Source organism: Pseudoalteromonas sp. BSi20311 (assembly GCF_000239875.1).
Taxonomy (GTDB): Bacteria; Pseudomonadota; Gammaproteobacteria; order Enterobacterales; family Alteromonadaceae; genus Pseudoalteromonas.
The window spans coordinates 75,332-88,235 of sequence record NZ_BADU01000039.1; the positions used below are offsets into that span (position 1 = coordinate 75,332).

General features: G+C 42.4%; 10 protein-coding genes. 9 read left to right on the forward strand and 1 reads right to left on the reverse strand.

Translation table 11 applies throughout. The features are described from left to right. From P20311_RS03905 to P20311_RS03920, 4 genes are read left to right on the forward strand one after another with little or no spacing between them, the layout of a single operon-like run. Window positions 1-915, forward strand: a complete 915-nt coding sequence (locus tag P20311_RS03905) for a DNA polymerase III subunit (RefSeq protein ID WP_008109885.1) — start codon at window positions 1-3, stop codon at window positions 913-915. Window positions 916-927: 12 nt separating this feature from the next. Beyond that, window positions 928-1,254, forward strand: coding sequence for a PilZ domain-containing protein (locus P20311_RS03910; RefSeq protein WP_008109887.1), 327 nt, complete (start codon window positions 928-930; stop codon window positions 1,252-1,254). A gap of 17 nt (window positions 1,255-1,271) precedes the next feature. After that, the gene (locus P20311_RS03915; RefSeq protein WP_008109889.1) at window positions 1,272-2,051 is read left to right on the forward strand and encodes a TatD family hydrolase; all 780 of its coding nucleotides are present in this window, start codon (window positions 1,272-1,274) and stop codon (window positions 2,049-2,051) included. 4 nt (window positions 2,052-2,055) lie between these two features. Then, window positions 2,056-3,915, forward strand: coding sequence for an alkaline phosphatase D family protein (locus P20311_RS03920; protein ID WP_008109890.1), 1,860 nt, complete (start codon window positions 2,056-2,058; stop codon window positions 3,913-3,915). Between the two features lie 345 nt (window positions 3,916-4,260). Here the strand turns inward: P20311_RS03920 and rsmF are convergent, their stop codons facing one another. Further along, on the reverse strand, window positions 4,261-5,700 hold the full coding sequence (gene rsmF, locus P20311_RS03925) for a 16S rRNA (cytosine(1407)-C(5))-methyltransferase RsmF (protein ID WP_008109893.1): 1,440 nt from the start codon (window positions 5,698-5,700) through the stop codon (window positions 4,261-4,263). A gap of 264 nt (window positions 5,701-5,964) precedes the next feature. Between rsmF and P20311_RS03930 the strand changes: the two genes are divergently transcribed. The 5 genes from P20311_RS03930 (at window position 5,965) to prpF (ending at window position 12,742) form a co-directional block, all read left to right on the forward strand. Continuing rightward, entirely contained in the window at window positions 5,965-6,678 is a 714-nt protein-coding gene (locus P20311_RS03930; RefSeq protein ID WP_008109895.1) for a GntR family transcriptional regulator, read from the forward strand. A gap of 119 nt (window positions 6,679-6,797) precedes the next feature. Then, on the forward strand, window positions 6,798-7,676 hold the full coding sequence (gene prpB / locus P20311_RS03935; RefSeq protein WP_008109898.1) for a methylisocitrate lyase: 879 nt from the start codon (window positions 6,798-6,800) through the stop codon (window positions 7,674-7,676). A 25-nt stretch (window positions 7,677-7,701) separates the two neighbouring features. After that, complete coding sequence (gene prpC / locus P20311_RS03940) at window positions 7,702-8,829, forward strand: 2-methylcitrate synthase (protein WP_008109902.1); 1,128 nt, start codon at window positions 7,702-7,704, stop codon at window positions 8,827-8,829. A gap of 114 nt (window positions 8,830-8,943) precedes the next feature. Next, complete coding sequence (acnD, locus tag P20311_RS03945; protein ID WP_008109904.1) at window positions 8,944-11,553, forward strand: Fe/S-dependent 2-methylisocitrate dehydratase AcnD; 2,610 nt, start codon at window positions 8,944-8,946, stop codon at window positions 11,551-11,553. Window positions 11,554-11,566: 13 nt separating this feature from the next. Further along, the gene (gene prpF, locus P20311_RS03950) at window positions 11,567-12,742 is read left to right on the forward strand and encodes a 2-methylaconitate cis-trans isomerase PrpF (RefSeq protein ID WP_008109905.1); all 1,176 of its coding nucleotides are present in this window, start codon (window positions 11,567-11,569) and stop codon (window positions 12,740-12,742) included. Window positions 12,743-12,904 lie beyond the last annotated feature (162 nt).

Below are 12,904 nucleotides of genomic sequence, written 5' to 3' on the forward strand. Positions count from 1 at the left end.
ATGGCATTGCCATGGCTTAATGAGGTAGAGCAACGCTTAACTCAAAGCTATAAAGCGCAGCGTTTTCATCATGCGCAGCTGTTGTGTGGACCCATTGGCGTTGGTAAATTTGAACTAAGTGAGCAACTCGCAAACAGTTTGTTATGTCACAATACACAATCACAGTTGAGTGCACCTAATAGCGTGTTAACGCCGTGTGGGCAGTGTAAAAGCTGCTCGTTAAACCTAGCTGGGACGCACCCAGATAAACGCGTTACTCAAGTAGAAGGGCAAAGCATAGGTGTAGACGACATACGCGGCATAAGCGATTTTATGCACCAGTCGGCAGCGCAAAATGGCAATAAAGTGGCAATTATCGAAAACTGCGAAAAAATGACCACCGCAGCCGCTAATGCATTATTAAAAACCCTTGAAGAGCCAAGTAATAGTCGGTTTTTAATTTTGACAACCAGCCAAGTGGCGCAATTACCTGCCACTATTTTAAGTCGCTGTGCTAAAACTGAGGTTAAAGTAACGAATAACCAATTAGCACAACAATGGTTAAGTAGTTTGGATGTGCCTAACTATCCGTGGTTGTCGTTATTTTATAGCCAACCACTACAAGTAAAACAGTGGCAACAGCAAAATCAGCTTGAAAACATTGATACGCTTTATAAATTTGCAACTGAGTTTAAACAAAGCCATAATTTCAATGCGTTAGTCGACATAATAAATAAACAGCCTGAGCTTGTGCGTATTTTTACCTTATTTTTAAGTGAGCAGCTCAAACAACAGCTGTTAAATGGCATGAGTTTTGACTCTTATCAAGTTACTCAGCAAGCACTGAATGATTTTTTACAGAATAACATACAAATACTTGGGTTAAATTTACCGCTTGCGGTATCACGACTAGCGTATACATTACGTAACCAATAAAAAGGACTAGATATGCAAGAGCTATTAGTAGATATAGACGACCTTGATGAACTATATCGCTGTTACATGCCTTTTTTAAAAAAAGGTGGGTTATTTGTACGCACCAATATGCGCTATGAACCCGGGTATTCACTTGCCTTACGCGTTACCTTACCTGACGCGTTAGAAGACGACGTGGTAACCGGCAAAGTAACCTGGATCACGCCACAGGGCGCTCAGAGCTCAAATCCACCAGGGATCGGCATTAGCTTTTTAGATGATAAAACAAACCTAAACGCGAAGATCGAAAAACTGCTGGGGACTATGTTAAACTCCGGCAATCCAACTTATACCATGTAGTAAAAACAGGCCTTATTTTGATTGTAGATTCTCATTGCCATTTAGACCGTCTTGATTTTGATAAACTCGATTTAAACCTAGACCAAGTACTTGATAACGCCCGCATTAAAAAAGTAGAACATTTTTTATGTGTAAGCGTCACGCTTGATCAATTCCCCAATATGCTAGAGCAAATAAAACATCACAACGACGTGTCTGCGTCATGTGGTGTGCACCCGCTCGATCAAAAAGACGCGCTTAATAAACAGCAATTAATTGATTTAGCCTCACACGACAAAGTAGTGGCCATTGGCGAAACTGGGCTTGATTATTACTATGCAAAAGACACCCATGCCGTACAACAAGCGAGTTTTGTTGGCCATATTGAGGTAGCCAACGAACTACAAAAGCCGCTTATTATTCATACTCGTGATGCCCGTGCCGACACTATTAATTTAATGCGTGAACATAAAGCAGAAAACTGCGGTGGGGTACTGCATTGTTTCACCGAAGATTGGGATATGGCCAAAAAAGCCATTGATATGGGCTTTTATATCTCTATTTCAGGTATTGTGACCTTTAAAAATGCGGTAGAGCTCAAAGAGGTAGTAAAACAAATTCCTCTCGATCGACTGCTTATAGAAACCGACTCGCCGTATTTAGCGCCAGTACCGTACCGTGGTAAAACTAACCAGCCAGCGTATGTTGAAGACGTGGCTTATTACATTAGTGAACTCAAAGGCATTAGCTTTAACGAGTTGGCAAAAGCCACCACTGATAATTTTTACTCTTTATTTAAATTAGCAGCTAAAGGCTAACCTCATGACAACTCTCTCGGTGCAACACCCGCTATTACTTATGGGGCCCATGGTGCGCCGAGCAGAAAAAACCGCAGTCTGTATTCAGTTTGCTACTGCAAAGCCAGTAAATTGCCGTATAGAGCTAATTGGTCACGAATGTTACAGCGAACAAGACACCATAAGGCTTGGGGAATATTTATTCTTACAGTTTGTGGTTATTAAACCCATTAACAGCCAATTCCCACGCGATACCTTATTACCTTACCAGCTATTTTTTGATGACAGCACGGTTGATTTATCTGCCTTTAGCTTTAACAATCAGCCATTACCTGAATTTGTGATCCCCAAAAAACTGACACAAATATTACATGGCTCGTGTCGTAATGCGCATCATCCTGCAAAAGACAGCTTAGTAAGTTCAAGCCATTGGCAAGCTGTAGAACGAAGTAATGAGCAGCAGGGGGCACAGTTATTATTGCTTTCGGGCGATCAGGTATACGCCGATGATGTAGCAGGGCCTATGTTATTAGCAATACATCAGCTGATTAAACACTTAGGTATTTATAAAGAACAGCCACTTAATTTAGATTTACCCGCTGATATTGCAGAGCAACTATATGGTCGCCATTACTTGTTGCCAACTACCTCATGGAAAAAGCGTTCTAAATTAGGCATTGGCTATTGGTTAAAAAAAGACGAACCGCATTTTTCCAGTGTAAAAGCGTATAACCACCTGATTCATTTTGAAGAGTTTGTAGCGCTGTATTTACTCAATTTTAGTAGCCAAGCATGGCAATACATTGACCTAAATAACTTAAGTTACTCAGGTGGTAACGAAAAAAATCAAACGCTATTTAATGCAGAAAAAACCGCATTAATTGACTATGCACAAGGTTTAGCAGAGGTAGAGCGGTTATTTTCTAATGTATCTACCTTAATGATGTTTGATGATCATGATGTAACCGATGATTGGAACCTAACCGCAGGTTGGGAGCAAGCCATTAACCAAAACCCTAGCAGCAAGCGTATTGTAAATAATGGCTTAGCAAGCTATTGGCTGTTTCAAGGAATGGGTAACGACGTACTACATAAAACCGGATCGTTACTTAGCCCCTTTAACGACTGTTTAGCTGGTGATAAGCAGTGGCAATTTAAAAGCTTTGATAAGCACCTGAACGACTTTAGCCATTGGCATTATGAGCTAATGACCATTCCTAAAGTGGTGGTGCTCGATACCCGTACGCATCGCTGGCGTAACGAGCAAAACTTTAATGAACCTTCAGGCTTACTCGATTGGGAGCGCCTCACAGAGCTTGAAGAAAGCCTATTAAGCCATGACCAAGTAATTATTGTATCGCCCGCTCCCGTGTTTGGGGTTAAATCGATAGAGGCAATTCAAGCGTTGTTTAATATGTGTGGGCAACCACTGATGGTTGATGTAGAAAACTGGATGGCGCACGAAGGCTCAGCCAAAAAGCTACTCAATACTTTTAGACGCACCGACACCCCAAATGAAACACTGATATTATCGGGCGACGTACACTATTCATTTTGTTTTTCGGTGCAAAAGCGTTTTGGCGATCATCCCAACAGAATTTGGCAACTGACTGCAAGTGGCATTAAAAATGAGTTTCCGCGAAAGCTAATAAATGTACTCGACAAGCTCGACTCTATTTTATACGGCCCTAAAAGCCCACTTAACTTTTTTACCAAACGCTGGCACATGGAAGTAGATAAACACCAAACCAAAGGCAAAGGACAAAAGTACCTAGTAAGCGATTCAGCCATTAGCTTAGTCACGCTTGAAGCGGGAAATTTAGCAAGGTACCAATTAATCCACGGCGACGGCCACACCACCGAATTTGATTTAGAAGAACAGTAATTTAAATACAGGTATTAGATAGTTGACATCATTTGTATACGCAGGGCTTGCTCGAGTTAGAAGCAAAGCTACCCTTTATGTATAACTCAATTAACACTCCAGTTATGTAAGCTTTTTCCAAGACAAAAAAAGACCCAGAGCTATAAGGAACTCTGGGTTATAGAGGGGCTCATATGTGAGCCCTGCGCTAACTAAAGACACTTTCAGATTCTTAGGGAGAAGAAGAAAGTTATTTAAGTATAGTCAAAAGCTTCAAAAACACATACTTTTGTTTGTTTTTTATACTGCAATAATTACAGTGGGTTACAATTGTTATGCACATCTTTATTACACTTAAGCTAGGGTTTACTCCCAGTTTATTAACTGCGTATTTTGCACTAAATCTCGAGGTAGTGAGTTTTTAACCTTATTTTTTTGCCATTTACCTAAGCCAATCGGGCAATCACATAAAGTTAATATTACTTCACCCGTTGCCTTAACAACGTCATCCAAACGAATGTCTTTGCCATTAAAGTAATCGCTGGCTTGTTGATTGGTTAATTCCAGTACATTACTTTTACATTGCTTACCAAATACGGTGGCAAACTCGTGAGCGAGGCGCACGCCGTTTTTATGAATAACGCCTACCTGAATACCTAACCGCGCGTATTTTATTTTATTTTGTACCGCTTCAAATTCATTTGGGAACAGCCAAAGCTCTTTGTCGCGCTGCATTAAAGTACCTGGCAGGCTTGTTAAACCAAATTGCTTTTTGAGGGAGCTCATAAACGCATCTTGCTGTTTACTGTCAAAGTGGTTAAACGGGAATGCCCCTTTTTTCACTTTAATGTTTTGGTTTTCGCAGCTGCTGTGCTTTTTAAATTTAGCAATAAAAAAGCCTTCACTATCGAAGGTTTGCGGCCATACATGCAAATAGCCTTGCTCAGTGGTGGCCTTTTCGGCCCCAGGGAAAAGGTCATTTAAAGGCTCTGGCGTAATGTATTCGCCAAATTCCTCCAGCAATGCATCACACACTTGTTGGTTTTCGAGAGGGGTTAATGTACAGGTTGAATAGACCAGTGTACCGCCAGGTTTAAGTGCATAAAATGCGCTTTTAATCAGATCTTTTTGTACTTGGGCAATAGTAATGTTTGATTCGATAGACCAATTTTTTAGTGCATCACTGTCTTTACGAACCGTGCCTTCACCCGAGCAGGGGGCATCAAGCAAAATACTATCAAAGCATTCAAACATGTAATTACCAAATACCACGCCATCAAAATGCGATAACGCACAATTACCAACCCCCATTCGCTTTAGCGTGGCACTGAGTACTTTTAAGCGCGATGACGACAGCTCATTTGCAACCAAAACACCTTGATTGTTCATTAGTGCAGCTAGTTGTGAGGTTTTAGAACCCGGTGCAGAGGCCATATCGAGTACTGTGTTACTGGTTTTAAGGCTGTGCTTTAATGCCATTGGCGGCAACATTGAGCTTGCCTCTTGTACGTACATTGCGCCACTTAAATGTAAATCGGTATTGCCCAGCGCTAAATTTTGCTCTTCATCATTTGGGCGCTCAAGCCAAAAACCTTCATCGCACCAGGGTATGGCAGTGAGTTGCCAATTTTTTTGAGCTGCGTGGCGTTTAAATTCTTCAACACTCATTTTTAAAGTATTAACGCGAACAGACTTACGTAAAGGTCGACGACAGGCATTTAAAAAATCATCTAATGTAAGGTGATCAGGCAGATAAGTTTTTACGTCGTCAATAAATTGCTCTGGGATATAAGTGTTAGCGTCCACGATTTGGCTCATACAATAAAATTAAAGCCGGATAATAGCATTTTTAACGCTTTTTTTCAGTGTTAAAAATGAAAGAGTAACCCTTTTAAAGTGTCGACACCTTATTCAGTAAAGCGGTTTAAACACTATTTTTTATTATACTTTTAGCTAATGCTGTCGACAATATGGTGGTTTTTTATTCATTTTCAGTGTTTTCAGGGTTGACAGTGTAGGTTAATAAGCACATAGTTAAACCATAAATTGTCGACAATATAAAAATACTTTATGACACATCACTTTTTAAACGACACCGCAGTAACAACCGCTTCCGATAAAGTGTTTGTAGATATGCGCCGCGAGATAGTAGAAGGCAGCATTGCACAAGGCAGTAAAATATCAGAGCCAGAACTGGCAAAGCGTTATGGTGTAAGCCGTGCAACCCTTAGAGAGGCATTAAACCGTTTAGAAAGTTGTTATTTAGTTGAGCGCAAAGCCAATATAGGTTGTCGTGTTGTTGCATTAACCGCAGAGCGTTTAATTGAGGTGTATCAGGTGCGCAGTGCCCTTGAAGGACTTGCATGTAGGTTAGCTGCCGACAATATGGCAGCCGATGAAGTACAAAGCTTGAAACAATTACTTAATCAGCATTTGCAAACTCAGCGTGTTAAAGAAGGTGAGTCGTACTATCAAGAAGCAGGCGACTTAGACTTTCATTATCGAATCATCAAAGGCAGTAAAAACGCTCATTTAATACATTTGTTATGCCACGACCTGTACCAGTTAATAAGAATGTACCGTGTACAAATGGGTATGGTTGGGCCACGCGTATCGAAAGCGTTTGACGAACATTTAGCGATTATAAACGCCATAGAAAACCATGATGGTGAGCTGGCCGAAATGCTAATGAAGCGCCATATAAGCGCTTCTCAAGCGAATATACAAACAAAATTTGATGGATATCAATCAGTACAAGCCACTCAAAATGAAATGGCTAACTAGGGTCTGTTGACCTTTGCGGATTAAACCCTGAAAGGTCAATAGACCCTAATACAGATGTCACATTTTTAAAAAATACTAAGCTGCCAAAGAGCAGCCCCGTTCAAAGTTAGGAGAAGGTAATGTCAGCAGGATTAAAATTTAAACAGGCAATTGCAAATAACCACCCGTTACAGGTTGTGGGTACTATAAACGCGTATACCGCGATGATGGCTGAAAAAATGGGTCATCAAGCTATTTACTTGTCGGGGGCGGGTGTGGCTAATGCCTCATTTGGTATGCCAGATTTAGGCATGACCAGCCTTGATAACGTACTTGAAGATATTCGCCGTATTACCGGTGCGAGCGATTTACCATTATTAGTTGATGCCGATACAGGTTGGGGCGGGGCGTTTAATATTGCCCGTACCGTTAAAGAAATGACCAAAGCGGGTGCAGCAGGCTTTCATATTGAAGACCAAGTAGCGCAAAAGCGTTGTGGCCATCGTCCTAATAAAGAAATCGTTACCCAAGCTGAAATGGTTGACCGTATTAAAGCCGCAGTAGATGCAAAAACCGATAGCGATTTTTACATTATGGCGCGTACTGATGCATTTCAAAAAGAAGGCTTAAACGCAGCAATAGACCGTGCAGCAGCTTGTGTTGAAGCGGGTGCCGATGCCATTTTTGCAGAAGCCGTTCATGACCTTGCTGATTACCAAGCATTTAGCAAAGCGATTAATGTGCCGATTTTAGCCAACATTACCGAGTTTGGCCAAACCCCAATTTACACCAAAGAGCAGTTAAGCGATGTAGGTGTAGAAATGGTGCTTTACCCATTAAGTGCCTTTAGAGCAATGAACAAAGCGGCGCTTAATGTGTATTCGGCTATTTTGAATGAAGGGTCGCAACAAAGCCAAATTGAAAACATGCAAACGCGTGCAGAGCTTTACGACTTTTTAGATTATCACTCGTACGAAAACACGCTAGATAACCTTTTTTCAGCAAAATCTGACAAATAATAAAAAATTCAACAGGAGACAAATCATGGTAGATAAAGCATTAGGTGGCGCAGGCTTACGTGGCCAAGTAGCAGGACAAACAGCATTATGTACAGTAGGGCAAACAGGCTCAGGTTTAACTTACTGTGGTTACGACATTAGCGAACTGGCTGAAAAAGCGCAGTTTGAAGAAGTGTCGTTTTTACTTTCTCGCGGCGAGTTACCAACATCAAGTGAATTGGCAGAGTACAAAGCTAAACTTAAAAGTTTACGCGGTTTACCAGAGGCACTAAAAACAGTGCTTGAGAACATTCCTAAAGACGCACACCCAATGGATGTAATGCGTACAGGCTGTTCTATGTTAGGTAACCTTGAAATGGAAAACGACTTTAGCGAAGCAAACGATGCGATTGATCGCATGGTGGCAATTTTTCCAAGTATTATTTGTTATTGGTATCGTTTTACCCATGACGGTGTTCGCATTGAAACACAAACTGATGATGATTCAGTAGGCGCACACTTTTTAACGCTATTACACGATAAAGCGCCAAGTGAATTATTTGCACAAGTGATGAATGTATCACTAATTTTGTACGCAGAGCATGAGTTTAATGCCTCTACCTTTACCGGTCGTGTGTGTGCGTCAACGCTTTCTGATATTCACTCATGTGTTACTGGTGCAATTGGTACCTTACGTGGCCCACTGCATGGTGGTGCAAACGAAGCCGCAATGGATATGATTGAAAGCTTTAGTAGTGCTGATCAAGCTGAAGACGCGCTTATGGGCATGCTTGAGCGTAAAGATAAAATTATGGGCTTTGGTCACGCTATTTACCGTGAGTCGGATCCGCGTAATGTAATTATTAAAAAATGGTCTGAAAAATTAGCGGCAGAAGTGGGTGACGATGTACTTTACCCGGTATCAGTTCGCTGTGAAGAAGTAATGTGGCGTGAGAAGAAGTTATTCTGTAATGCTGACTTTTTCCATGCATCGGCGTATCACTTTATGGGTATTCCTACTAAGTTGTTTACGCCTATCTTTGTAATGAGCCGTGTAACCGGTTGGACAGCTCACGTAAAAGAGCAGCGCGCAAATAACCGTATTATTCGCCCAAGTGCTGATTACACAGGGCCAGATGCGCGTAGCTACACGCCAATTGAATCAAGAGGCTAATTAGTTAGCGTTTAAGGTGAGCCTAGCTCACCTTTTATTGTTTATAGCGCTGATGATTACTCATTTTAGCGCTTTTACCTTGTTCATCCCCGTCACCAAATTAGCGAATTTATTATGACCATTATTAATAACACCCAATACCGTAAGCCATTACCAGGCTCAAATGTAGATTATTACGATACCCAAGCCGCGGTAGATGCCATTAAACCGGGCGCTTACGCCACACTGCCTTACAGTTCGCGTGTTTTTGCCGAAAACTTAGTGCGCCGCTGTGAGCCTGATATGTTAACCGATGCGCTTAGCCAAATTATTGAGCGCAAGCAGGATTTAGACTTTCCGTGGTATCCGGCACGCGTTGTATGTCACGATATTTTAGGGCAAACCGCTTTAGTTGATTTAGCGGGCCTGCGCGATGCTATTGCTGCAAAAGGCGGCGATCCTGCAAAAGTAAATCCGGTTGTACCGACTCAACTGATTGTTGACCACTCATTAGCTGTTGAGCACGCAGGTTTTGATCCCGATGCATTTGAAAAAAACCGCGCCATTGAAGATAGACGCAACGATGACCGTTTTCATTTTATAAACTGGACCAAAACCGCGTTTAAAAATATTGATGTGATCCCACCGGGTAATGGCATCATGCATCAAATTAACCTTGAAAAAATGTCACCGGTCATTCAAAATCGTGACGGTATTGCATTCCCAGACACGCTAGTAGGTACCGACAGCCATACACCGCATGTTGATGCATTAGGTGTTATTGCTGTTGGCGTAGGCGGCCTGGAAGCCGAAAGTGTAATGCTAGGGCGCGCATCGTACATTCGTTTACCCGATATTGTGGGTGTAGAGCTTACCGGTAAACGCCAACCGGGTATAACTGCAACCGATATTGTATTGGCTATTACCGAATTTTTACGTGAGCAACGAGTGGTATCGACTTACCTCGAGTTTTACGGTGAAGGGGCTGATGCACTAACCCTGGGTGACAGAGCAACTATTTCGAACATGACTCCGGAATTTGGCGCAACCGCGGCTATGTTCTACATCGACGATAAAACGATTGATTACTTACGTTTAACAGGTCGCGATGAAGAGCAAATTGCACTAGTAGAAAACTACGCTAAAACAGCAGGGCTATGGAGCGACAGCTTAAAAACAGCGCATTACGATCGTGTACTTAAATTTGATTTATCAAGTGTAGGGCGCAACATTGCAGGGCCTTCAAATCCGCATCGTCGTGTATCTACTAGCGATTTAGCGGCGCAAGGTATTTCGGGTGTTGTTGAAAACGAAGAAGGTTTAATGCCAGATGGCGCCTGTATTATTGCCGCGATTACTAGCTGTACTAATACCAGTAATCCGCGCAATGTGATTGCTGCAGGTTTGTTAGCCCGTAACGCCAATGCAAAAGGTTTAATGCGTAAACCTTGGGTTAAAACCTCATTGGCGCCGGGTTCAAAAGCAGTGCAATCGTACCTTGAGGATGCAAAATTATTACCAGAACTAGAACAACTTGGTTTTGGTATTGTGGGTTTTGCCTGTACTACCTGTAACGGCATGAGTGGTGCACTAGACCCTAAAATTCAACAAGAAGTGATTGACCGCGACCTATACGCAACGGCTGTGCTTTCGGGCAACCGAAATTTTGATGGCCGAATTCATCCTTATGCTAAGCAAGCATTTTTAGCGTCTCCACCGCTTGTGGTTGCTTATGCAATTGCCGGTACCATCCGTTTTGATATAGAAAAAGATATCCTTGGTAAAGATCAGCAAGGTAACGATGTAACCTTAAAAGATTTATGGCCATCTGATGAAGAAATAGATGCAGTGATCAAGCAAAGTGTTAAGCCTGAGCAGTTTAGAAAAGTATACGAGCCAATGTTTAACTTAACCGTTGATTACGGCGAAGATAACGACCCATTATACGATTGGCGTCCAGAAAGCACCTATATTCGCCGCCCTCCTTATTGGGAAGGGGCATTAGCAGGTGAGCGCAGCATGAGTGGTATGCGTGCATTAGCGGTACTGGGCGATAACATTACAACCGATCATTTATCACCTTCTAATGCGATTATGGCAAGTAGCGCTGCAGGTGAATACTTAACTAAAATGAACGTACCAGAAGAAGACTTTAACTCGTATGCTACCCACCGAGGCGATCACTTAACCGCGCAGCGCGCTACATTTGCAAACCCTAAACTATTGAACGAAATGGTATTGGATGAAAACGGCGAAGTGAAGCAAGGTTCGTACGCGCGCATAGAGCCTGAGGGTAAAAACACGCGTATGTGGGAAGCCATCGAAACCTACATGCAACGTAAGCAACCGCTCATTATTGTTGCAGGTGCTGACTATGGTCAAGGTTCGTCTCGCGATTGGGCAGCAAAGGGCGTAAGGCTTGCAGGTGTTCAGGTTATTGCAGCTGAAGGGTTTGAGCGTATTCACCGTACTAATCTCATTGGTATGGGTGTGCTACCACTGGAATTTGCTGCAGGTACAACCCGCAAAACACTTAACCTAGATGGTAGCGAAAGCTATGATGTAAAAGGCGAACCAGCACCAGGGGCAACTTTAGAATTAGTGATCACCCGTAAAAATGGTGAAGTAGTCACTGTGCCAATGAAATGCCGATTAGATACGCAAGAAGAGCTTTCTATTTATGCTGCAGGCGGTGTATTGCAACGCTTTGCACAAGACTTTTTAGAAGCAACGCAAGCATCATAAGGATATAAAACAGATGTTTAAACCACAAATTAAAGTGCCAGCGACCTATATGCGTGGCGGCACCAGTAAAGGCGTGTTTTTTAATTTAACCGATTTACCCGCACCTGCCCAAGTGGCAGGTGAGGCGCGCGATAACTTATTACTGCGCGTTATTGGTAGCCCCGATCCTTATGGTAAACAAACTGATGGTATGGGTGGCGCAACCTCAAGCACTAGTAAAACCGTTATTTTAAGTAAAAGTGAACAGCCCGATCATGATGTTGATTATTTATTTGGGCAAGTTGCTATCGATAAGCCATTCGTTGATTGGAGTGGTAACTGCGGCAATTTAACCTCTGCTGTGGGCGCATTTGCCATTAGCAATGGTTTAGTTGATAAAAGCAGAGTGCCTGATAATGGTATTGCTATTGTGCGTGTATGGCAGGCGAACATTAAAAAAAGCATTTTAGTGCATGTACCAATGAGCAACGCTCAAGTACAAGAAACCGGTGACTTTGAGTTAGATGGTGTTACCTTTCCTGCTGCTGAAGTAAAGCTGGAATTTATTGACCCTGCTGATGGTGATGGTGCGTTATTCCCAACAGGCAATGTGGTAGATGACTTAGAAGTGCCAGGCGTGGGCACGTTAAAAGCAACCATGATCAATGCCGGTATTCCGACTATTTTTGTAAATGCAGCGGATATTGGTTACACCGGTACAGAGCTGCAAGATGATATTAATAGCGATAATGCGGCGTTAACTATGCTTGAAAGCATTCGTGCCCATGGCGCGGTAAAAATGGGCTTAATTAAGAATATTAATGAAGCGCAAGCACGCCAACATACACCTAAAGTGGCTTTTGTTGCTCCAGCAAAAGACTACACAGCCTCAAGTGGTAAGCACATCAATGCCAGCGATATAAGTATATTGGTTCGTGCCATGTCGATGGGTAAGTTACATCATGCCATGATGGGCACTGCCGCGGTTGCTATTGGTACAGCGGCCGCGATAGAAGGCACCTTAGTTAATGCTGCCGCTGGTGGCGGAGCCATTAATGAAGTTAATTTTGGTCACCCTTCTGGCACATTAAAAGTGGGTGCAGAGGCGGTTGTTACACATGGCCAATGGCAGGTTAGCAAAGCTAGTATGAGCCGCAGCGCTCGTGTATTAATGGAAGGTGTCGTACGAACCCCACTTATTCAATTGTAATATATTTTTTATTATTCTTCTTAAAATGCCAATCAGGTTTACCGATTGGCATCCTACACTTTAAGTTTTAAAGGCACCAAACACTTAAACTCAAGCCTTAATTTCCCCCCCTTAAATACGTTAAATAAAGTTTGTTAGTTCTCAAGCTCTAATTTACCCACT

What these genes read in the sequence shown, in the direction of transcription:
- P20311_RS03920 (WP_008109890.1), top strand. Translation starts at nt 2,056, where the DNA reads ATGACAACTCTCTCGGTGCAACACCCGCTATTACTTATGGGGCCCATG.
- P20311_RS03905 (WP_008109885.1), top strand. Translation starts at nt 1, where the DNA reads ATGGCATTGCCATGGCTTAATGAGGTAGAGCAACGCTTAACTCAAAGC.
- prpB (WP_008109898.1), top strand. Translation starts at nt 6,798, where the DNA reads ATGTCAGCAGGATTAAAATTTAAACAGGCAATTGCAAATAACCACCCG.
- P20311_RS03930 (WP_008109895.1), top strand. Translation starts at nt 5,965, where the DNA reads ATGACACATCACTTTTTAAACGACACCGCAGTAACAACCGCTTCCGAT.
- P20311_RS03910 (WP_008109887.1), top strand. Translation starts at nt 928, where the DNA reads ATGCAAGAGCTATTAGTAGATATAGACGACCTTGATGAACTATATCGC.
- acnD (WP_008109904.1), top strand. Translation starts at nt 8,944, where the DNA reads ATGACCATTATTAATAACACCCAATACCGTAAGCCATTACCAGGCTCA.
- prpF (WP_008109905.1), top strand. Translation starts at nt 11,567, where the DNA reads ATGTTTAAACCACAAATTAAAGTGCCAGCGACCTATATGCGTGGCGGC.
- prpC (WP_008109902.1), top strand. Translation starts at nt 7,702, where the DNA reads ATGGTAGATAAAGCATTAGGTGGCGCAGGCTTACGTGGCCAAGTAGCA.